Source organism: Streptomyces lothianensis, assembly GCF_047779955.1.
Lineage (GTDB): Bacteria > Actinomycetota > Actinomycetes > Streptomycetales > Streptomycetaceae > Streptomyces.
Genome location: NZ_JBLMKT010000015.1, coordinates 1 through 20,700 on the forward strand (window position 1 = coordinate 1; position 20,700 = coordinate 20,700).

The 20,700-nt window shown below is 71.1% G+C and carries 15 protein-coding genes; 8 read left to right on the forward strand and 7 right to left on the reverse strand.

Going from position 1 to position 20,700, the window contains the following annotated elements; genetic code table 11:
• Positions 1 to 364 precede the first annotated feature (364 nt).
• The 5 genes from ACLF6P_RS02235 to ACLF6P_RS02255 all read left to right on the forward strand — a co-directional run bounded on the left by ACLF6P_RS02235 (position 365) and on the right by ACLF6P_RS02255 (position 5,914).
• Entirely contained in the window at positions 365 to 1,207 is an 843-nt protein-coding gene (locus ACLF6P_RS02235; RefSeq protein ID WP_415947622.1) for a M24 family metallopeptidase, read from the forward strand.
• A gap of 140 nt (positions 1,208 to 1,347) precedes the next feature.
• Positions 1,348 to 3,228, forward strand: coding sequence for an SDR family oxidoreductase (locus ACLF6P_RS02240; protein ID WP_415947835.1), 1,881 nt, complete (start codon positions 1,348 to 1,350; stop codon positions 3,226 to 3,228).
• A gap of 44 nt (positions 3,229 to 3,272) precedes the next feature.
• Positions 3,273 to 4,211, forward strand: a complete 939-nt coding sequence (locus tag ACLF6P_RS02245) for a MerR family transcriptional regulator (RefSeq protein ID WP_415947624.1) — start codon at positions 3,273 to 3,275, stop codon at positions 4,209 to 4,211.
• A 177-nt stretch (positions 4,212 to 4,388) separates the two neighbouring features.
• On the forward strand, positions 4,389 to 4,946 hold the full coding sequence (locus ACLF6P_RS02250) for an RNA 2'-phosphotransferase (protein WP_415947626.1): 558 nt from the start codon (positions 4,389 to 4,391) through the stop codon (positions 4,944 to 4,946).
• A gap of 56 nt (positions 4,947 to 5,002) precedes the next feature.
• Entirely contained in the window at positions 5,003 to 5,914 is a 912-nt protein-coding gene (locus tag ACLF6P_RS02255; RefSeq protein ID WP_415947628.1) for an LLM class flavin-dependent oxidoreductase, read from the forward strand.
• 89 nt (positions 5,915 to 6,003) lie between these two features.
• Here ACLF6P_RS02255 and ACLF6P_RS02260 read toward each other — a convergent pair whose 3' ends face one another.
• The gene (locus tag ACLF6P_RS02260; protein WP_415947629.1) at positions 6,004 to 6,849 is read right to left on the reverse strand and encodes a hypothetical protein; all 846 of its coding nucleotides are present in this window, start codon (positions 6,847 to 6,849) and stop codon (positions 6,004 to 6,006) included.
• 180 nt (positions 6,850 to 7,029) lie between these two features.
• Between ACLF6P_RS02260 and ACLF6P_RS02265 the strand changes: the two genes are divergently transcribed.
• Positions 7,030 to 7,911: an HAD hydrolase family protein gene (locus ACLF6P_RS02265; protein ID WP_415947630.1), complete on the forward strand. Its 882-nt coding sequence runs from the start codon at positions 7,030 to 7,032 to the stop codon at positions 7,909 to 7,911.
• Between the two features lie 21 nt (positions 7,912 to 7,932).
• Here ACLF6P_RS02265 and ACLF6P_RS02270 read toward each other — a convergent pair whose 3' ends face one another.
• The 5 genes from ACLF6P_RS02270 to ACLF6P_RS02290 all read right to left on the reverse strand — a co-directional run bounded on the left by ACLF6P_RS02270 (position 7,933) and on the right by ACLF6P_RS02290 (position 17,347).
• Positions 7,933 to 9,000: a M23 family metallopeptidase gene (locus tag ACLF6P_RS02270; RefSeq protein ID WP_415947632.1), complete on the reverse strand. Its 1,068-nt coding sequence runs from the start codon at positions 8,998 to 9,000 to the stop codon at positions 7,933 to 7,935.
• A gap of 306 nt (positions 9,001 to 9,306) precedes the next feature.
• Complete coding sequence (locus tag ACLF6P_RS02275; RefSeq protein ID WP_415947634.1) at positions 9,307 to 11,163, reverse strand: sensor histidine kinase; 1,857 nt, start codon at positions 11,161 to 11,163, stop codon at positions 9,307 to 9,309.
• Positions 11,164 to 11,221: 58 nt separating this feature from the next.
• On the reverse strand, positions 11,222 to 14,734 hold the full coding sequence (gene cydD / locus ACLF6P_RS02280; RefSeq protein WP_415947635.1) for a thiol reductant ABC exporter subunit CydD: 3,513 nt from the start codon (positions 14,732 to 14,734) through the stop codon (positions 11,222 to 11,224).
• Between the two features lie 84 nt (positions 14,735 to 14,818).
• The gene (gene cydB, locus ACLF6P_RS02285) at positions 14,819 to 15,823 is read right to left on the reverse strand and encodes a cytochrome d ubiquinol oxidase subunit II (RefSeq protein ID WP_415947637.1); all 1,005 of its coding nucleotides are present in this window, start codon (positions 15,821 to 15,823) and stop codon (positions 14,819 to 14,821) included.
• Positions 15,824 to 15,838: 15 nt separating this feature from the next.
• The gene (locus ACLF6P_RS02290) at positions 15,839 to 17,347 is read right to left on the reverse strand and encodes a cytochrome ubiquinol oxidase subunit I (protein ID WP_415947638.1); all 1,509 of its coding nucleotides are present in this window, start codon (positions 17,345 to 17,347) and stop codon (positions 15,839 to 15,841) included.
• Between the two features lie 249 nt (positions 17,348 to 17,596).
• Between ACLF6P_RS02290 and ACLF6P_RS02295 the strand changes: the two genes are divergently transcribed.
• A complete protein-coding gene (locus ACLF6P_RS02295) occupies positions 17,597 to 17,971 on the forward strand; it encodes a cyclophilin-like fold protein (protein ID WP_415947639.1) in 375 nt (124 codons plus the stop codon).
• Positions 17,972 to 18,005: 34 nt separating this feature from the next.
• Here the strand turns inward: ACLF6P_RS02295 and hisC are convergent, their stop codons facing one another.
• Positions 18,006 to 19,088, reverse strand: coding sequence for a histidinol-phosphate transaminase (gene hisC / locus ACLF6P_RS02300; RefSeq protein ID WP_415947641.1), 1,083 nt, complete (start codon positions 19,086 to 19,088; stop codon positions 18,006 to 18,008).
• Positions 19,089 to 19,564: 476 nt separating this feature from the next.
• Here hisC and ACLF6P_RS02305 point away from each other — a divergent pair, with 476 nt between their 5' ends.
• Positions 19,565 to 20,677: a LacI family DNA-binding transcriptional regulator gene (locus ACLF6P_RS02305; RefSeq protein ID WP_415947643.1), complete on the forward strand. Its 1,113-nt coding sequence runs from the start codon at positions 19,565 to 19,567 to the stop codon at positions 20,675 to 20,677.
• The last annotated feature ends 23 nt before the right edge of the window (positions 20,678 to 20,700 follow it).

Below are 20,700 nucleotides of genomic sequence, written 5' to 3' on the forward strand. Positions count from 1 at the left end.
GGGGGGAGGGGTGGGGGGTGGGGGGTGAGGGGGTGCGCGCCCGGCGCTGTGCCGCACGGCCCTGCCCGTGACGGGCCCTGCCGGGGACAGACCCAGCCCGTGACAGACCCCTCCCGCCCGGGGGGCCGAGCCCCTTTCCAGGCTATCCGCGCCCGCCGACACCCCCGAAGTTATCCACAGGGGCCGGGGGCGGCGCCGTCCGAGTTGTCCACAGCTCGCAGCCCACCTCTTGACGTCGCCGCCGGGCATTGTCACATTCATCAGTGTCAAGTTGCGAAGGGGACACCCCTGCTCCGGCGAAGCCGAGAGCTTGAGGGGCTGACAAGCACGCGGGATGCACGACCGGACGGACAGGCGGGGTGGCATGAGCGCATTGGTATCTGCAGGGCCGCAGTTGCGGGGGTTCAGGGAGGTCCAGGCCCTCGCGTATGAGTGCGCCGAGGCGGTGGCCGCCCAGCTCACGCCCGGCGTGACCGAGCGCGAGGCCGCCCGCATGCAGCGGGTGTGGCTGCGTGACCGCGGGGTGCGGGACTGGTTCCATCTGCCGTTCGCGTGGTTCGGGGACCGCACGGCGTTCACCGGCTTCAGGATCCCACTGCAGTTCTTCCCCACCAACCGGGTGCTCGAGGAGGGGATGCCGTACATCCTCGACATGGCGCCGGTCTTCAACGGCCATACGGCCGACATCGGTTACTCGGGCTGCATGGGACCGAACCCGCTGCACGACAAGTTGATGGACGACCTCGAAGCACACCGTGAGCTGATCCTCGCCGAGGTCCGCGAGCGGCGGCCGCTGCGGGAGATATACGAGGACGTGGAACGCCTGATGGCCCGCCAGGGCTATGCCAACCGGCACCGCGCCTACCCGTTCGGGGTGATTGCGCACAAGGTGGACCGGGTCAAGGAGCGCCGGTTCAACCCGAATCTGTTCGGTTTCGGGGCCCAGTCCCTCAAGGGCCTCGCGAGCGACGCCCTGCACGGGCACCGGGACGGCTGGTCGCCGCTGTGGTCGCCGTACAAGTTCTCCGACCATCCGCCGCAGCCGGGCCTGTGGGCGGTCGAACCGCATCTCGGCTTCCGGGGGACGGGCGCGAAGTTCGAGGAGCTGCTCGTGGTGACGGACTCGGCGGATCCCGCGGAGAGCGCGTTCTGGCTCGATGACGATCTGCCGCATGTGCGGCGCTGGGCACGGAGGAGGACGGCGTGAGCAGCGCGGGCCAAGACGGCGCGAAGAGCGCGGGTGAAGCCAACGCGGGCAGGGCGGACAGCGCGGGTGAACGCGGCGTCACGGGCGGTGCGGGTGAACGCGGCGTCACGGGCGGTGCGGGTGAACGCGGCGTCGCGGGCATGCGCGGCGGAGGCGGCAGGAGAGGGAACGTGAGCGTGGGGAGCGGACTCGTGCAGGTGGGCAGCGGGCTTCTGAAGGGCGCGCGCGAAAGGTTCGTGCGTACGGGCGGGGTGGAGCTGTGCGTCGCCGAGCTGGGCGATGCCGCCCGGCCCACCGTGCTCCTGGTGCACGGGTACCCGGACTCCAAGGAGGTGTGGTCCGAGGTCGCGGTGCGCCTGGCCGAGCACTTCCACGTGGCGCTGTACGACGTACGCGGCCACGGCCGCTCCACCGCGCCGACCCCGCTGCGCGGCGGCTTCACCCTGGAGAAGCTCACCGATGACTTCCTGGCCGTCGCCGATGCGGTGAGCCCGGACCAGCCGGTGCATCTGGTGGGGCACGACTGGGGTTCGGTGCAGTCCTGGGAGTTCGCGACGGTGGAGCGTACGCGCGGCAGGATCGCGTCGTTCACGTCCATATCCGGGCCTTCGCTCGACCATTTCGGGCACTGGATCAAGCAGCGGATGGCCCGGCCGACCCCACGCAAGGTGGGCCAGCTGCTCGGCCAGGGCGCGAAGTCCTGGTACGTGTACATGCTGCACACCCCGGTGCTGCCCGAGCTCGCCTGGCGCGGGCCGCTCGGCAAGCAGTGGCCGAAGCTGCTCGCCCGTCTGGAGAAGGTGCCGGCCGGCGCCGGATACCCGACGTCCTCGCTGCCCTCGGACGCGGCCCACGGCGCCTGGCTCTACCGGGACAACGTACGGGCCCGGCTGACCCGCCCGCGTCCCGACGCCCGGGCGCATACGCCGGTGCAGCTGATCACTCCCGAGGGTGATGTCTTCCTTTCGCCGAAGCTCTACGACGACCTCGAGCAGTGGGTGCCGCGGCTGACCCGGCGCACCGTGGCGGCCAAGCACTGGGTGCCGCGGACACGTCCGGATCAGCTGGCGGCCTGGATCGACGAGTTCGTACGGACGGTGGAGACGCCGGCCGGGAAGCCGGGCGGGGCCGTGGCGACCGGCACCGGGACGGGCACGCGTACCCGTTCGCGCCGGACCAGGCGGGCGGCCGCCCGCTCCCAGCGCTTCGGCGGACAGCTCGTCCTCGTCACCGGGGCGGCCAGCGGGATCGGTCGGGCCACGGCCTTCGCCTTCGCGGAGGCGGGGGCGCGGGTCGTGGCGGTGGACCGGGACGGTGAAGGGGCGGCCCGTACGGCGGAGTTGGCGGGTCTGCTCGGTGCGGCCGAGACCTGGGGCGAGCAGGTGGACGTCTCGGACGAGGCGGCGATGGAGAAGCTGGCCGAGAAGGTCGCCACCGAGTACGGGATCGTCGACGTCCTCGTCAACAACGCGGGGATCGGTCTCTCCGGTTCCTTCTTCGACACGAGCTCCGAGGACTGGAAGAAGGTCCTCGACGTCAACCTGTGGGGCGTCATCCACGGCTGCCGGATCTTCGGCGGGCAGATGGCCGGGCGCGGTCAGGGCGGCCATATCGTCAACACCGCCTCCGCTGCGGCCTATCAGCCCTCCAAGGCGCTGCCCGCGTACTCGACCTCGAAGGCGGGGGTGCTGATGCTCAGCGAGTGCCTGCGGGCCGAGCTCGCCGGGCAGGGCATCGGCGTCACCGCGGTCTGCCCCGGCTTCGTGAACACGAACATCACGGCGACGGCGCGTTTCGCGGGTGTCGACGCGGAGGAGGAGAAGCGCCGCCAGAAGCGCAGCTCCCGCCTCTACGGCCTGCGCAACTATCCTCCGGAGAAGGTCGCCGACGCGATCCTGGACGCCGTCCTCACGAACAAGGCGGTGGCCCCGGTCACCCCGGAGGCCCGCGGCGCCCACCTGATGTCCCGCTTCACGCCGAAGGCACTGCGGGCGGTCGCCCGCCTGGAGCCACCGGTGTGATCCATCAGTCGAGCGGGGCGGGCACGCGCGAGAGGAGCGGCAGCATGACGGAGCAGCGGGCGGAGTACCGGATCGAGGACCTCGCGCAGCACAGCGGCGCGACCGTCCGCACCATCCGCGCCTACCAGGACCGCGGGCTGCTTCCCCGCCCCGAACGCAGGGGCCGCTCCAATGTGTACGGGGAGGCCCACCTCGCCCGCCTGCACCAGATAGCCGACCTCCTCGACCGCGGCTACACCCTCGCCTCCATCAAGGAACTCCTGGAGGCCTGGGACTCCGGCCGCGGTCTGGGCGGTGTCCTCGGCCTGGTCGCCGCCGTGGACGGGCCGTGGACGGACGAGGAGGCGGACCGGATCACCCGCGCCGAACTCGACCGGAGATTCGGCGGCGCCCCGGACGAGGAGGCCGTCGAGGAGGCGATCGAACTCGGCGTGCTCGAAAGGATTCCGGGCCGTGCGGACGAGTTCCTGGTGCCGAGTCCGCAGGAACTCTCGGTGGCCGCCGAATTGCATGCCGCGGGGGTTCCGCTGCGGGCGATATCCGCGCATCTGAGGGAGTTGCGGGTGCAGGTGGAGCATATAGCCGCCCGCTTCCTTCAGTTCACGACCGAGCATGTCTTCCTGCGCTATCTCGCCCACCAGCCGCCGACGGACGCCGATGCCGCCGAGGCGGCCGCGCTCGTCAGGAAGCTGCGGCCGCTCGCGCAGCAGACCGTGGATGCCGAACTGGCCCGCGCGATGCGCACGTTCGCCACCCGGCACCTGCAGCATCTCCTCGGCGGCACACCCGCCCCCGTATCGGCTCCGCATGACGTTCCGGTGGCGCTCCCGGTTCGGACTATTGATGCCGTGCGTGGGCTGGTTGGCGCGGAGGGCCTGTCCGCGTTCATCGCCACGGCGGCCGAACGCGAGGTGCAGGCGCGGTTGTTGGATCACCTGGCCACAAAGCACGCGGCCACACCATCAGTTGATCAACAGCATTAAGCCATCGGTGAGTTGTCCACACATTCGCCAACACGCCTGTGGATAAGTCGGGTTACCTGTGGATCATGCCTAACTCCGCTTAATTTTCCGGTAATTCAAAGCCAACTGGATCAGACCCGCCGGCCGCCCACGGGAAACCCGGATGCGCCCCCGGGCCCGCCTGGGCATGCTGTGCCGATGACCAACCGAGCACCCGACGAGCGGCGCACCGTACGCGTCTCGAAGTATCTCTCCAAGCACCTGCGTCACCAGCCCGAGCGGATCGGCCTCGTCCTGGACCCGGGCGGCTGGGTGGAGATCGATGCGCTGATCACCGCCGCGGCCGAGCACGGCTTCGTCTTCACCCGCGCCGAGCTCGACCACGTGGTCGCGAGCAACGACAAGCGGCGCTTCGCGGTCGAGGGCGGTCGGATCCGCGCAAGCCAGGGCCACACCGTCCCCGTCGACCTGGACCTGCCGCCCGCCACCCCGCCCGCGTACCTGTATCACGGCACGGTGGCCCGCAATCTGGCCGCGATCCGCGCCGAAGGCCTACGCCCGATGGCCCGCCACGACGTCCACCTCTCGGCCGACCGGGAGACCGCCACCCGCGTGGGCGCCCGCCGCGGCCGCCCCGTCGTCCTCTCCGTGGACGCGGGCGCGATGCACCGCGACGGCCATGTCTTCCGCGTGAGCGCGAACGGCGTGTGGCTCACCGCCGCCGTACCGGCCCGCTACCTCCGCCTGCCGGACTGAGCGGCGCGCGCCGGGCCGGCCGGTGGGCGTTGCCGCGCCGCCGTAAGCTCGGGGGCATGAGTCTGCGCCTGAGCACCGTGATCCTTCCCGTACGCCGGTGGCACGAGGGTGGCCGTGACCAGTGGCTACGCGCCGAGCAGCTGGGCTTCCACACCGCGTACACCTACGACCACCTGTCCTGGCGCACCTTCCGCGACGGCCCGTGGTTCGGCGCCCTGCCGACGCTGACCGCGGCCGCGGCCGCCACCGAGCGGCTGCGCCTGGGAACGCTGGTCACCTCGCCGAACTTCCGGCACCCGGTGACCCTCGCCAAGGAACTCATCTCGCTCGACGACATCTCCGGCGGCCGCGTCACCCTCGGCATCGGCGCCGGCGGCAACGGCTTCGACGCCACGACCCTGCTCCAGGGCGACCAGTCCCCCTGGACGCCGCGCGAGCGCGCCGATCGGTTCGCGGAGTTCGTGCCGCTTCTCGACCGGCTGCTGAGCGAGGACTCGGTGACGTACGAGGGGACCTACTACTCGGCGACCGAGGCGCGCAACATCCCGGGCTGTGTCCAGCGCCCGCGGCTGCCGTTCGCCGTCGCCGCCACCGGCCCGCGCGGTCTGAGGCTCGCGGCCCGGCACGGGCAGGCGTGGGTGACCACGGGCGATCCGAAGCTTTTCGAGAAGGGGACGCCGGAGGAGTCCCGCGCGGCGATCCGCGGGCAGATCGAGAAGCTCGGCGCGGCGTGCGACGGGATCGGCCGGGACGTGGCGGAGCTGGACAAGGTCCTGCTCACCGGTTTCACCCCGGAGGGCAACCGGCCGATGGAGTCCCTGGATGCCTTCGTGGACTTCGCGGGCCGGCACGCGGAGCTCGGCTTCACCGAGATCGTCGTGCACGCCCCGATCCCGGACTCGGACTTCGCCACCGACCAGGCCGCCTTCGAGAAGATCGCCACCGAGGCGCTCGCGCAGCTGTCCTGACCGGCCCGGCCGCGGAAGCGTCCGGAACCGGCGGGTTCAGCGCAGGACGGTGAGCGGAGCGTCCTGGCGGCCGCACGACTCGGGTTGCCTCATCCGGTCGCCGTCCCTCGCGAGCGGTGCAGCAGCATCCCGGCCACCACTACGGTCACCAGCGCGCTCACGAGCCATACGCCCGCCATGAGCCACAGGCTCGCGTCGGTCACCAGGGACTGGACGAAGGCGGCGAGGACGACCTCGGCGATGAGTGCCGTGATCAGCCATGCTCCCGCGGTCAGCGAGCGTGGGGGCTCCGGGATGCAGCTCCACGGCCGCAGCAGCCACCGGGGGCCGGCGAAGAACGCGTAGCCGGCGATCAGCAGCAACACTCCGCCGCCGGCGGCGAACAGCAGTGGGTCGCCCCGGGGGTCCTCCCCGGTCGCCCAGACGTGGTCGCCGTCGTGCACGGCCACAACCCGGCCGCGCCAGACGGTGACCGGCACCAGCTCGCCCCGCTCGAGTGCGTCGAGGAATGCCTCGGCATCGCGGTGCAGATGCGCGCGTCCGCTGCCCAGTTCGTGGCCGGAGAGATCGACCCAGTATGCGGAGTTCTTGCCGTCGACGGTCTTCGTGTCCTGCACCGTGAACCACGCGGTCTGCAGGCAGTCCTGCCATCTGCCCGGGTCGGGGAACGCGCAGGGCACGGCCGATTTGTACGCGCGCTCCTCGGCCACCGCGTCCGGCACGAGGCCGAAGAGCATGACGGCTCCGACGAGGAACACCACCAGACCGACGGGAACGGCGATCAGCCCCTTGCGCCGTAGCTGCCGTGCCTGCTGTTCGGCGCGCCGTGAAGGCTTCGGCAGCCCGAGGCGGCGGGGCGCGGAGCCCAGCTGTCCGGCTTTGCGCAGCCGGTTGCGCCGCCTTGCCTTCTTCTTCGTCCTCACCTTGCCGGACATGCCAGCCCTCCAGCCCGAGCGGATTCGGCTCGGCTCCCGGAGACGGACGATATGACGACGTCCGCGGGGTGGGACAGGGAGAGGGGGCACAACCTGGGCCGGTGATTCCTGCCGGGTTCCGGCAATCGGGCGTGCTCCCGGCCGCTCGGGTGCGCACCCGAGCGCACTCCCCTGGGGCATATGCGAAAGAATGCCGGTGTGACGACCTCCCCCGGCCCCGCGCCCGCCCGACCCCGCCCCCGGCTCATTGCCACGGACCTGGACGGAACGCTGCTGCGGGACGACAAGTCAGTTTCGCCGCGTACGGTCGCGGCGCTCGCCGCCGCCGAGAAGGCGGGGATCGAGGTCTTCTTCGTCACCGGGCGTCCGGCGCGCTGGATGGACGTCGTCAGTGATCATGTGCACGGGCACGGCCTGGCGATCTGCGGCAATGGTGCCGCAGTGGTCGATCTGCACGGCGGGGCGGGGCAGCACCGCTTCGTGCAGCTGCGGCCCGTGGCGCGCGAGACCGCCCTGGACGTCGTCCGGAGTCTGCGTACGGCCGCCCCGGGCACCTCGTTCGCCGTCGAGCGCACCGGCGGGATCTGCCATGAACTCGCCTATCCGCCGATGCACATGGACCCGGTGATCGCGATCGCTCCGGCCGAGAAGCTGCTCGCCGAGGATTCCGAGCGGTCCGAACAGCCGGTCCTCAAGCTGCTCGCCCACCACGGGGAGCTGGCACCGGACGAGTTCCTCGGCCTGGCGCGGGCCGCCCTGGGGCCGCGCGCCGAGGCCACCCGCTCCAGCCCCAGCGCGCTCCTGGAGGTCAGCGCTCCGGGCGTCTCCAAGGCCAGCACGCTCGCGCTGTGCTGCGAGGAGCGCGGCATCCGGCCCGAGGAGGTCGTGGCATTCGGCGATATGCCGAACGATGTGGAGATGCTCAGCTGGGCGGGCCGCTCCTACGCCATGGGCAACGCACACCCGGATGTCGTCGCCGCGGCCTCCGGCCACACCGTGGCCAACAACGAGGACGGCGTGGCGGTGATCATCGAGCAGCTGCTCGACGAGGTCCGCGGCTGACGGGCCTCGCGTCAGGTCGGCTCAGAGCTTCACGCCCCGCTCGGCGAGCCACGCCCGCGGATCGACCCCCGAGCCCAGGTCCGGGGTGAGGCGTACCTCGAAGTGCAGGTGGGGGCCGGTCGAGTTGCCGGTCGTGCCCGCCTGGCCGAGCCACTGGCCCGTGCGAACCTTCTCGCCTTGGTCGACGGTGACGGAGGCGAGGTGGGCGTACTGGGAGTAGTAGCCGCCCGGGTGCTGCACCACGACCGCCATCCCGAAGGCGCCACCGCACGAGACCCGCACCACGCGGCCTTTCCCGATCGCCCGGACCGGCTCGCCGATGCCGACGGCGAAGTCCTGCCCGGTGTGGCGGTGGGCCCAGCGGTCGCCGCCGCTGCCGAAGCCCGCGGAGAGTTCGTACGTGGTGACCGGCGCGACCCAGGCGCGGCCCTGCGGCAGGGACGGCTGGTCGAGCCGTACCGCGCCACGGCAGGCGCCCGCCGCGACCTGTGCGTCCGCCTGGCCCTGCAGCGTCCACCGGGCGTCCTCGAGCTTCTTCGTGATCCCGCGCTTGAGATCGGCCAGCTTCGCCTTGCGTGCGTCGAGCGAGTGCCAGGCGGCCGTCGCCCGCTGCTGCTGCTCGTCGAGGCGGCGGGCCGCCTGCTGGGTCTTCTCGATGAGATGGTTCATGGCCAGGTTGGCCTGCAGGGCGAGGTTCTGGCCCTGCATCAGCCGGTCGGGGTCGTCGGCGAGGAGCAGTTGCGCGGTGTAGGGGAGTCCGCTGCCCTTGCGGTACTGGTCGCGTGCGATCCGCCCCAATTCGGCGTGCAGCAGCTTCAGTTCCTTGCGCTGTTTCGCGACGAGGCCTTCGAGGCGCTCGGCCTTCTTGCGCTGGGTCTCGGCGGCCCGCCGTCCCTCCTCGTACTTCTGCGTGGCCTGCGCGGCCTCTTCGAGCAGCGCGGCCACTTCGGCACTCGTGGAAGCGTGGTCGTGGCCGCCCGGCCCGTCCCCGTCGGCGCCGGTGGCGGTGGTGGCCGCGGGGCCGGCAAGCATGAGCAACAGCGCGCCCACCAGGAGTACGGGCGGAAATCGACGCGGCGTCAGGACCATGCACGGATCGTCACCCGCTGCCTGACGCCACGCCCGTCCGAGCAGGGCACAGGGGTGATGCTTGCCCCATACGGGGTCGGGGGGTTGAGCCAGTCAGGGGGCCGCGAAGGGGCGGCCCGGGCGCGCAGGGAAGGCCCGGGCGCGTGGGGAAGGCCCGGGCACACGGAGGGAAGGCCCCGGACGCGGAGGGAAGGCCCGCGGACCGTCCGGCGGGGTGTTTCACGTGAAACACCCCGAACTCAGCCCTGTTTCACGTGAAACGGCTGATAACCCGCCATGTTTCACGTGAAACACCACCCCGCGCCCTCAGTGCGGCGCCTGCCACACCACCGTCGTCCCCGCCCCCTCCGGCCCGATCCCCGGCCCGTACCAGCTGTCGCCGCCCAGGGACTCGGCCCGCCGCTTGAGGTTGCGCAGCCCGCTGCGGCGGCCGTCCGGCGGAATCCCGATGCCGTCGTCGGCCACGGTCAGCCGTACGCCCTCCCGGCCGTCCGGCAGCGCGGCCCGCGCGTCGAGCACGACCTCGATCCGTGTGGCCCGGGCATGCCGGAAGGCATTGGACAGCGCCTCGCGCAGCGCGGCGATGAGATTCTTGCCGGTCAGCTCGCCGATGAGGCTGTCCACCGGGCCGAGGAAGCGGTGCGAGGGCGTGAACCCCAGGGGCACCGCAGCCATGTTGATCTCCCTGAGCACCCGGGTCCGCAGCCCGGACGGCACTTCGGTCGGCCCCTGCTGCAGCGCGAAGATCGCGGTACGGATCTCCTGGATGGTCACGTCGAGTTCGTCGACCGCCCGGCCCACCCCGGTCCGTACCTCGGGGACCACCGCGCGCCGCTCGGCGCTCTCCAGCATCATCCCGGTGGCGAAGAGCCGCTGGATCACCAGATCGTGCAGATCGCGGGCGATCCGGTCGCGGTCCTCGAAGACGGCGAGCCGCTCCCGGTCGCGCTGGGCCTCGGCCATCATCAGCGCGAGCGCGGCCTGCGCCGCGAACTGCACGGCGAGCGTCCGCTCGCCCTCGGTGTACTGCGGCGCCCCAGGCATGCGGGGCACGGCGAGCACTCCGAGGACCCGGCCGCCGCTCTCCAGCGGCAGGAACAGGGTGGGTCCGTAGGCGCGGGCGAGGTCGGTGATCAGACGCTGGTCGGTGGCGGCGTCGTCGACGAAGACGGGTTCGCCCGCGAGTACCAGATCGACGACGGGTGATTCGGGCGGTACGAGTCGGCCGAGCGCGGAGGAGGGCCCGCTCTCGGTGGACTCGGCGACGATCTCGAGCCCGCCCTCCTCGGCGGTGAGCAGCACGAAGGCGGCGGCCGATGCGGCGAGTTTGCGTGCTTGCTCGGCGACGACGGTCAGCGCTTCATCGGCGTCGGCGCCGGACAGGAGTGCGGTGGTCACGGCCACCGAGCCGTCGATCCACCGCTCGCGCTGTCGGGTCGCCTCGTAGAGCCGGGCGTTCCCGATCTGGATGCCGGCCTCGGTCGCGAGCACCTTGACCATGTGCAGGTCGTAGATGCTGAAACGGCCGCCGTCGCGTTTCTCGGTCAGATACAGATTGCCGAAGATCTCGCCGCCCACCCGGATGGGTACGCCGAGGAAGCTTCGCATCGGCGGATGGTGTGCCGGGAGGCCGACGGAGCGCGGATCCCGGCTCAGGTCGTCGAGCCGTACGGCCGACGGATCCTTGATCAGCGCGCCGAGCAAACCGCTCCGGCCGTCGGGCAGCGCACCGATCAGCTCGTGCTGCTCGGGTGAGATGCCGTAGGTGACGAAGTCGGCGAGCCCGTCGCCCTCGTCGTTGATCACGCCGATCGCCGCGTACCGGGCCGCGGTGAGGCTTGCCGCGGTCTCGGCGATGCGGTCGAGCGTGCTGTGCAGATCGAGCCCGCTGCCCACCGAGACCATGGCTTCGAGCAGCTGGGGGAGCCGGGCCGCGAGCTCCTCGGGCAGCGACTGCAGGCTGCGCGCGGCCTGCTCGGCGGCGGCAGTCCCGGTCACGTCCCGCTCCGGGAAGGGCGGCGGCTCCGCAGGCGGCAGCTCTGTGACCGACAGCTCTGTGGCCGGCGGTTCCGCGGCCGGCGGTTCTGTGGGCCGCGGCGCCGCGGGCGGCTGCCCGGCCGGGAAGGCTTCGGGCTGCTCTTCGGGGTCGGCGGGGGCTGGCATGCCTTGAGCGTAGTGAGACCGAATTATCAGAGAAAGTCGGATACGCCCCGAGCATCCTTCAGTGAGCCGCTCCCACCAGCGCCTCCGCCTCGCACTCCCGCTCCCACATGGCCCGCAGCGGCCCTTCCGCCTCGACCAGCTCGGCGTACGGGCCCTGCTGCACCACCCGCCCGCCGTCGAGGACGAGCACCTCGTCGACCGCTTCGAGCCCGGCGAGCCGGTGGGTGATCAGCACGGTCGCCGTCCCCTCCGTCGCGGCAAGCAGATCGGCGGTCAGCGCGTCGGCGGTGGGCAGGTCGAGGTGCTCGGCGGGCTCGTCGAGGACGAGCACAGGGAAGCGGGCGAGCAGCGCACGGGCCAGCGCGAGCCGCTGCCGCTGCCCGCCGGACAGCCGCGCCCCGTGCTCGCCGACGAGCGTGTCCAGGCCCTCGGGCAGCGAATCGGCCCAGGCAAGCAGCCGTGCCCGCCCGAGCGCCTCGCGCAGCTCGGCATCCGTGGCCTCGGGGCGGGCGAGCCGCAGGTTCTCTCGTACGGAGGAGTCGAAGAGGTGCGCGTCCTGCGCGCACAGTCCGACGAGCCGCCGCACTCCGTCGCTCTCCAGGCCGTACGCGTCGATCCCGCCGAGTGTGTATGTGCCGTCTGCGGCGTCGAGGAACCGCAGCAGCACCTGGGCCAGGGTCGTCTTGCCGGATCCGGAGGGGCCGACCACCGCGATCCGCCGCCCTTGCCGCAGGCTCAGGCCGATGCCGGACAGGGCGTCCCGGTCCTGCCCGGGGTGGCGGGCCGTGATGCCGCGCAGTTCCAGCGGGAAGGGGTCGGCGGGCACGGGCGCGGGGGTGGCGGGCTCGTGCACGGGCTCGGGTGCGTCGAGCACCTCGTACACCCGTTCCGCGCTGCGCCGGACGCGCTGGCGGTACTGGACGGCGAGCGGCAGCCCGGTCACCGCCTCGAAGGCGGCCAGCGGGGTCAGTACGACAACGGCGAGGGCGACCCCGCTCAGCCGTCCCTCGCCGACCGCCGCGACACCGACGGCCCCGGCGGCGACGACGGTGAGTCCGCAGATCAGCGCGGTGAGTCCGGCCCCGAGTGCGGTCGCCCCGGCGGCCCGCGAGGCGATCCGGGTCAGTTCGGCGTCGGTGTGGCGCGCCTTGTCCGTACGGGCCCGAAGGGCGCCCGCGACCGTCAGCTCGGCCGTTCCGGTGAGCAGATCGGCCACCCGGGTCGCCAGAACCCCGCGCGCGGGCGCGAGCCTGCGCTCGGCGCGGCGGGCCACGAGGCCGCTGAGCCACGGCACCCCGACCCCGGCGAGCAGCAGCCCGGCGGCGAGCAGCGCCCCGGCCTCGGGCAGCAGCCAGGCCGTGAAGCCGGCCGCGACCACGCCGACGAGCAGGGCGGCGCCCGCGGGCAGGAGCCAGCGCAGCCAGTAGTCCTGCAGCGCGTCCACATCGCCGACGAGGCGCGCGAGCAGATCGCCGCGCCGGGTGGTGCGCAGCCCGGCGGGCGCGAGCCGTTCGAGCCGCCGGTAGACGGCGACCCGGGTGTCGGCGAGCATCCGCAGCACGGCGTCATGGGTGACCAGGCGTTCGGCATAGCGGAAGACGGCACGCCCGATGCCGAAGGCGCGGGTCGCGGTGACGGCCACCATGAGGTGCAGGACGGGCGGCTGCAGTGAGGCCTTGGAGATCAGCCAGCCGGAGGTGGCCATCAGACCGACGGCGCTGCCGAGCGCCAGGCTGCCGAGGAGCAGCCCGAGCAGCAGCCGACCGCGCCGCTGCCCCGCCATCCCGCGGACGCGGGCGAGCGCTCCGGCCCGTGTGGGCGCCGCGGTGCCGTCCGCTTCCGCGGGGGCCGCGACGAGCCCCTCGCCCCCGGCGGCCGCCTCGGCCGCTCCTTCCCGCAGGGCCACGGCGGCCGAGGCGGGCGTCAGTTCACCGGCGGGCGCGCCGCCTTCGATCCGAACCACCCGGTCCGCGACCGCGAGCAGCGCGGGCCGGTGCACCACGAGGAGCACGGTACGGCCCACCGCGAGCCGCCGTACCGCGTCCACGATCTGTGCCTCGGTGCCGCCGTCGAGCGCCGCGGTCGGTTCGTCGAGGAGCAGGAACGGCCGGTCGGCGAGGAACGCCCGGGCGAGCGCGAGCCGTTGCTTCTGTCCGGCCGACAGCCCGGCCCCGTCCTCGCCGAGCAGGGTGGCGAGCCCTTCGGGCAGGGCGTCGACGAACTCCAGCGCGCCCGCGTCCCGCAGTGCCTCGCGTACCTGTGCGTCGGTGGCGTCCGGACGCGCGAGCCGTACGTTCTCCGCCAGCGTCCCCGCGTAGACATGCGGCCGCTGCGGCACCCAGGCGACCTGCCGGTGCCAGGCCTCGGGCGATACGGAGGCGAGGTCCGTGCCGCCGATGCTGATGCGGCCCTCGTCGGGGCGTACGAAACCGAGCACCGTGTGCAGCAGGGTGGACTTGCCGGCGCCGCTGGGTCCGACGAGCGCCACCGTCTCGCCCTCGCGGACCGTGCACGAGACCCCTTCGACGGCGGCCGTGTCCCGCCCGGGATAGCGCACGGTGACGTCCTCGACGCTCAACTCGCCGTGGGGCGCGGGACCGCTGCCTGCCGCGGGCAGCGGGGTCTCCAGTACTGAGAAGATCTCCTCGGCGGCCGCCAGGCCCTCCGCGGCCGCATGGTACTGCGCCCCGACCTGCCGCAGCGGCAGATAGGCCTCGGGGGCGAGCACCAGGACGACCAGGCCGATGTAGAGGTCGAGTTCGCCGTGGACGAGCCGCATGCCGATGGTGACGGCGACCAGTGCGACGGAGAGGGTGGCGAGGAGCTCCAGGGCGAAGGAGGAGATGAAGGCGATGCGCAGGGTGCGCATCGTGGCCTGCCGGTACTCGCCGGTGATCTTCCGGATCGACTCGGCCTGCGCCTTCGCCCGGCCGAACACCTTCAGCGTGGGCAGTCCGGCGACGACATCGAGGAAGTGCCCGGAGAGCCGGGAGAGCAGCGTCCACTGGCGGTCCATGCGCGCCTGGGTCGCCCAGCCGATCAGGATCATGAAGAGCGGGATCAGCGGCAGGGTGATCACGATGATCGCCGCGGAGACCCAGTCCTCGGTCACGATCCGCGCGAGCACCGCCACGGGCACCACGATGGCGAGGCCCAACTGCGGTAGATAGCGCGCGAAGTAGTCGTCGAGCGCGTCCACACCGCGGGTGGCGAGCGCGACCAGTGAACCGGAGCGCCGGCCACTCAGCCAGCCAGGTCCCAGCGCGGTCGCGTGCGTGAGGAGCCTGCCCCGCAGTTCGGATTTCACCGAGGCGCTCGCCCGGTGCGCGGCGAGTTCGGTGAGCCAGCCGATCAGACCGCGGCCCGCGGCCACCGCGGCGAGCAGCAGCAACGGGGTGCCCAGCTCGGCTACGGAGAGCCCCTGTTCGAAGCCGCCCACCACGATTTCGGCGATCAGCATCGCCTGGGCGATCACCAGGCCGGCCCCCGCCAGTCCGAGGAGCACCACCGCGGCCAGGAAGAATCGGGTGGCGTGTGCGTATCGGAGCAGACGGGGGTCGACCGGTTTCACGTGAAACAGCCTCCGGATTCATCGATCCGTGGGTGGGGGCGTTGTTCCATGACAACGCCCCCACTCTGCACGGCTCAGTGCGGTTCAGTGCGCGTCGGCAGCAATGTGCTGGGTGCCGATCCGCTTACGGAACACCCAGTAGGTCCAGCCCTGGTAGAGCAGCACCACGGGGGTGGCGATCGCCGCGCACCAGGTCATGATCTTCAGGGTGTACGGGCTGGACGAGGCATTGGTGACCGTGAGGTTCCACTCCTCGTTCAGCGAGGACGGCATGACGTTCGGGAACAGGGTCAGGAACAGCATGGCGACGGCGGCCGCGATGGTGACCCCGGACAGCGCGAACGACCAGCCCTCGCGCCCCATCTTGACTGCGGCGAGCGCACCCACGAGGGCGAGCACCGCCACGATCATCGCGACGAGGGAGCTGCCGTCGCCGTTGGCCGCCTGTGTCCAGACCAGGAAGATGAGCGCGAGCACCGCGGTGACCAGCCCGAGCCGCAGCGCCAGGGTGCGAGCCCGCTCCCGGATGCCTCCGAGGGTCTTGAGCGCCGTGAACACCGCACCGTGGAAGGTGAAGAGACTCAGCGTGACCAGGCCGCCGAGGATCGCGTACGGGTTGAGCAGATCCCAGAAGCTGCCCACGTACTCCATGTCCTGGTCGATCTTCACGCCCCGCACGATGTTCCCGAAGGCCACACCCCACAGGAACGCGGGGATCAGCGAGGTCCAGAAGATCGCGTGTTCCCAGTTGGTCTGCCACGTCTCGCCGGTCCGCTTGTGCCGGTACTCGAAGGCGACACCGCGGATGATCAGGCAGATCAGGATGAGGAGCAGCGGCAGGTAGAAGCCGGAGAACAGCGTCGCGTACCACTCGGGGAACGCGGCGAAGGTCGCGCCGCCGGCCGTGAGCAGCCACACCTCGTTGCCGTCCCAGACCGGGCCGATCGTGTTGATCAGGACGCGGCGCTCGGTGCGGTCGCGGGCGAGCAGCTTGGTCAGGACGCCGACGCCGAAGTCGAAGCCCTCCAGGAAGAAGTAGCCGGTCCACAGGACGGCGATCAGCACGAACCAGACGTCGTGGAGTTCCATGTCTCGGTCGCTCCCTCAGTACGAGAAGGCCATCGGCCGGTCGGAGTCCTTGGAATCCCCGCCGATCTTCGTGGGCGGGTTGAGGTCGTCCTCGGTGAGCTCGGGCGGCCCGGCCTTGGCGTACTTCATCAGCAGCTTCACCTCGACGACCGCGAGCGCCGCGTACAGCAGTGTGTAGATCACCATCGAGGTGATGACCTCGCCCTGCGAGACGTTGGGGGAGACGGCACCGGAGGTCCGCATGACGCCGAAGACCACCCACGGCTGGCGGCCCATCTCGGTGAAGATCCAGCCCCAGGAGTTGGCGATCAGTGGGAAGGCCATGGTCCACAGGAGCAGTCGCCAGTACCACTTGCCCCATTTCGGGCTCAGCGGCTTGCCGCGGAAGAGGACGAGATGCGGCACCTCGTCCTCACCGACCCGCAGGTGTGGTGGCAGCAGGAACTTCTTCCGGGTCAGCCAGAGCCCGAGCAGCCCGATGCCGAGCGAGGCCATACCGAAGCCGATCATCCAGCGGAAACCCCAGTACGCGACGGGGATGTTGGGCCGGTAGTCGCCGGGGCCGTAGGTCTCCTGCATCTGTGCGTTGAGGTCGTTGATGCCGGGGACGTACTCGTCGAAGTTGTTGTGCGCGAGGAAGGACAGCAGGCCCGGGATCTCTATGGCGACCTTGTTGTGGCCCTCGTCGACATCGCCGTAGGCGAAGATCGAGAAGGGCGCGCTCTCCTCGCCGTCCCACAGCGCCTCGGCCGCGGCCATCTTCATCGGCTGCTGCTCGAACATGATCTTGCCGAGGTGGTCGCCGCTGACCGCCGAGAGCAGGCCGCTGACCGCCAGAGTCACCAGGCCGAGCCGCAGCGAGGTCTTCATGGTCGCCACGTGCTTCCTGCGCATCAGGTGGTAGGCGGCGATGCCCGCCATGAACGCACCGCCGACCATGAACGCGCCGGTCAGGGTGTGGAACATCTGTGCGATCGCGGTGTTCTGGGTCAGCACGTGCCAGAAGTCGGTGAGTTCGGCCCGGCCACGCTCTTCGTTGATCTTGTAGCCGACCGGGTGCTGCATCCAGGAGTTGGCCGCGAGGATGAAGTACGCGGAGAGGATGGTGCCGATCGAGACCATCCAGATGCAGGCGAGGTGGATCTTCTTCGGCAGCTTGTCCCAGCCGAAGATCCACAGGCCGATGAAGGTCGATTCGAAGAAGAAGGCGATGAGCGCCTCGAACGCGAGGGGCGCGCCGAAGATGTCACCGACGAAGCGCGAGTAGTCGGACCAGTTCATGCCGAACTGGAACTCCTGCAGGATGCCGGTGACGACACCCATCGCGATGTTGATCAGGAACAACTTCCCCCAGAACTTCGTCGCCCTGAGGTACTTCTCCTTCTCGGTCCGCACCCAAGCCGTCTGCAGGCCGGCTACGAGCGCGGCGAGCGAGATCGTGATGGGGACGAAGAGAAAGTGGTAGACGGTGGTGATGCCGAACTGCCAACGCGCCAGGGTTTCCGGCGCCAGAGCCAGGTCCACGTCGTCAGTCTCCTTACGTCGCCGTGGTCACAGCGGCAGTTTGCCCTGTTGATCCGGAGCATTCCGGGACGAAGCAGGACACGCTTGTGAACGCGTTCACATTCACAAGCATTATGTCGTACCGCTGTTCGCCGGTTTCCGGCAGGGGCCCCCTCTTGGGCCTCCACCCTTACGACGTACAGGCGGCCCGCGGCGTGACATGCGAGACGGGGGTTCCCAAGAACTTCAACATATTGTTGAATCCGCTCCATGCAGATACGGATCTCCTGGCCCGCGGGTCATCTGACCGCGACCCTTGATGACACCCCGACCAGCCGTGCGCTGGCCAAGGCCCTCCCGATCGTCTCCTCGGCCAACACCTGGGGCGAGGAGGTGTACTTCGACACCGGACTGAACGTCGATATCGAGGACGGTGCCGAGCAGGTGGTGGCCCCGGGCACCGTCGCGTTCTGGACCGACGGCGACGCCCTCGCCCTGCCGTACGGCCCGACGCCGATCTCGCGGGGCGAGGAGTGCCGTCTCGCGAGCCCGTGCAATCTGCTCGGCTCGCTCGACGGCGACCCCCGTCGCCTCGCGACCGTACGCGGCGGCGACCCGATCCGGGTCGAACTCGTCGCGGAGTAGCGCGGCCCGGCGCCCTGCGGCGACGGGCCCGGAGCTACAGCTCCTTGCGGAAGGCCTGTGCCGCGTGCAGGAACAGGTCGTTCGCCTCTTCCTCGCCGATCGTCACCCGCACCCCCTCGCCGGCGAACGGCCGCACCACGACGCCGGCCTGCTCGCAGGCACCCGCAAAGTCGACCGTGCGCTCCCCGAGGCGCAGCCAGACGAAGTTGGCCTGGGTCTCGGGCACGATCCAGCCCTGCGTCCGCAGGGACTCGACGACCCGCGCGCGCTCGGAGACCAGCGAGCCGACCCGGCCGAGCAGCTCGTCCTCGGCGCGCAGCGAGGCCACCGCCGCGTCCTGCGCGAGCTGGCTCACGCCGAAGGGCACGGCCGTCTTGCGCAGCGCGGCCGCGACCGGCTCATGGGCCACCGCAAAGCCGACGCGCAGGCCCGCGAGCCCGTACGCCTTGGAGAAGGTGCGCAGCACGCAGACATTGGGCCGGTCCCGGTACAGCTCGATGCCGTCGGGCACCTGGGGGTCGCGGATGAACTCGCGGTAGGCCTCGTCGAGCACCACCAGGACGTCGGCCGGCACCTGGTCGAGGAAGCGCTCGAGCTCGGCCCGGCGCACCACGGTGCCGGTGGGGTTGTTGGGATTGCAGACGAAGATCAGCCGGGTGCGGTCGGTGATCGCCGCGAGCATCGCGTCGAGGTCGTGCACCTCGCCGTCGGTGAGCGGCACCTGCACGGAGGTCGCGCCGCTGATCTGCGTGATGATCGGGTACGCCTCGAAGGAGCGCCAGGCGTACATCACCTCGTCGCCCGGGCCGCTGGTCGCCTGGATCAGCTGCTGGGCCACGCCCACCGATCCGGTGCCGGTGGCGAGGTGGGTGAGCGGGACGCCGAAGCGCTCCGACAGCTCGCTCATCAGGCCCGTGCACGCCATGTCCGGGTAGCGGTTGAAGTTCCCGGCCGCGGCCGTCACCTGCTCCATCACGCCCGGCAGCGGCGGGTACGGGTTCTCGTTGGAGGACAGTTTGTAGGCCACCGGACCGCCGGCCGCGGCAGGCTTGCCCGGCTTGTAGGTCGGGACGCCGTCCAGCTCAGGGCGCAGCTTCGGGCCGCTGATCTCGCTCACCGCAGGTCCTCTCGTACGAATCAGGTGCGAATACTCCTCACTCTAAGAGGATTCGGTCCGCCTGCGAATGGCCTGTGGACAACCAGCTCGCCCCGCCACACCCGGCCATGTCCCGCCGCACCCGGCCACGTCCCGCCTGTGGACACGTCAGGCCCGCACGTACGGTGCCCGGTGCACCGAGGCGCACAAGCCGGTGCACCAAGGCGTGCGCGAGAGGGGGGCGCCCTCCGGACTGGCGTGCGCCGGTGGCTTGCGCCGTGGCGCGCATCCCCCGTGAAGGTGAGTTGAGACCTGTTCGCAACCTGCACCACTTGCCAGGCGCACACATGCACGCGCCATGGTGATCACGCCGAGACCCCTTACGCCCCTTGGGATCCACGGCAGTTGATCGAAGTCGACCTTGCAGAAACGTGCCTGTCAACGCGCGCATATGCATTCACGTCGACCCCACTCATGAGCCCTACTATCGGCTCGCCATGACAGCAGCAGGGAAGCACCAGGTGAGCCGGGCGGGCACCCCCCGTGGTGGCGGCAGCCGGCAGGGCAGGGCAGGCATCCGGGACGTGGCCGCCGCCGCCGGTGTCTCCATCACGACCGTCTCCGACGCGCTCAACGGCAAGGGTCGGTTACCCGACGCCACCCGCAGCCATGTCCGCGAGGTCGCCGACCGGCTGGGCTACCGCCCCTCCGCCGCGGCCCGGACGCTCCGTACCGGGAAATCGGGCCTCATCGGCCTGACGGTGACCACCTACGGGGATGAACCTTTCACCTTCACGGAGTTCGCCTACTTCGCCGAGATGGCCCGCGCGGCCACCTCCGCGGCACTCGCCCGCGGATACGCCCTGGTCATCCTGCCCGCGACCTCCCGGCACGACGTGTGGTCCAACGTGGCACTCGACGGCACCGTCGTCATCGACCCCTCCGACCAGGACCCCGTCGTCTCCGAACTCGTCCGCCAGGGCCTGCCCGTGGTCTCCGACGGCCGCCCCGCGGGATCGCTCCCGGTGACCGCCTGGGTCGACAACGACCACGAGGCCGCCGTAATGGGGATCCTCGACCACCTCGCCGCGGCCGGCGCCCGCCGGATCGGCCTGCTCACCGGCACCACCACGGATACGTACACCCATCTGTCGACCACCGCCTATCTGCGCTGGTGCAAGCGCGTGGGCCAGGACCCGGTGTACGAGGCCTATCCCGCGCACGACCCCTGCGCGGGCGCCGTCGCCGCGGACCGGCTGCTCGCCCGGCCCGACCGGCCCGACGCGGTCTACGGCCTTTTCGACCCCAACGGCACCGATCTGCTCGCCGCCGCCCGGCGCTACGGGCTGCGCGTACCCGACGACCTGCTGCTCGTCTGCTGCAGCGAGTCCTCCGTATACGCGAGCACCGAACCGCCCATCACCACGCTCTCCCTCAAGCCGCGCCGCATCGGCACGGCCGTGGTCCAGCTCCTCATCGACGCCATCGAGGGCGTCGCCGCCACCGGACCGCTCGAACAGGTGATACCGACCGAGATGATCGTCCGCACCTCCTCACAGCGCCGTCACCCGCGCACGACGGTGAGTCCGCCGCGTACGCCCGAGCAGTGACCGTCGGCTCCGATGCCTCGCAC

Bases quoted from the DNA above. Each gene is read 5' to 3' on its own strand.
- ACLF6P_RS02235 (WP_415947622.1), top strand. From the start codon at position 365: ATGAGCGCATTGGTATCTGCAGGGCCGCAGTTGCGGGGGTTCAGGGAG.
- ACLF6P_RS02240 (WP_415947835.1), top strand. From the start codon at position 1,348: ATGCGCGGCGGAGGCGGCAGGAGAGGGAACGTGAGCGTGGGGAGCGGA.
- ACLF6P_RS02245 (WP_415947624.1), top strand. From the start codon at position 3,273: ATGACGGAGCAGCGGGCGGAGTACCGGATCGAGGACCTCGCGCAGCAC.
- ACLF6P_RS02250 (WP_415947626.1), top strand. From the start codon at position 4,389: ATGACCAACCGAGCACCCGACGAGCGGCGCACCGTACGCGTCTCGAAG.
- ACLF6P_RS02255 (WP_415947628.1), top strand. From the start codon at position 5,003: ATGAGTCTGCGCCTGAGCACCGTGATCCTTCCCGTACGCCGGTGGCAC.
- ACLF6P_RS02260 (WP_415947629.1), bottom strand. From the start codon at position 6,849: ATGTCCGGCAAGGTGAGGACGAAGAAGAAGGCAAGGCGGCGCAACCGG.
- ACLF6P_RS02265 (WP_415947630.1), top strand. From the start codon at position 7,030: ATGCGAAAGAATGCCGGTGTGACGACCTCCCCCGGCCCCGCGCCCGCC.
- ACLF6P_RS02270 (WP_415947632.1), bottom strand. From the start codon at position 9,000: ATGGTCCTGACGCCGCGTCGATTTCCGCCCGTACTCCTGGTGGGCGCG.
- ACLF6P_RS02275 (WP_415947634.1), bottom strand. From the start codon at position 11,163: ATGCCAGCCCCCGCCGACCCCGAAGAGCAGCCCGAAGCCTTCCCGGCC.
- cydB (WP_415947637.1), bottom strand. From the start codon at position 15,823: ATGGAACTCCACGACGTCTGGTTCGTGCTGATCGCCGTCCTGTGGACC.
- ACLF6P_RS02295 (WP_415947639.1), top strand. From the start codon at position 17,597: ATGCAGATACGGATCTCCTGGCCCGCGGGTCATCTGACCGCGACCCTT.
- ACLF6P_RS02305 (WP_415947643.1), top strand. From the start codon at position 19,565: ATGACAGCAGCAGGGAAGCACCAGGTGAGCCGGGCGGGCACCCCCCGT.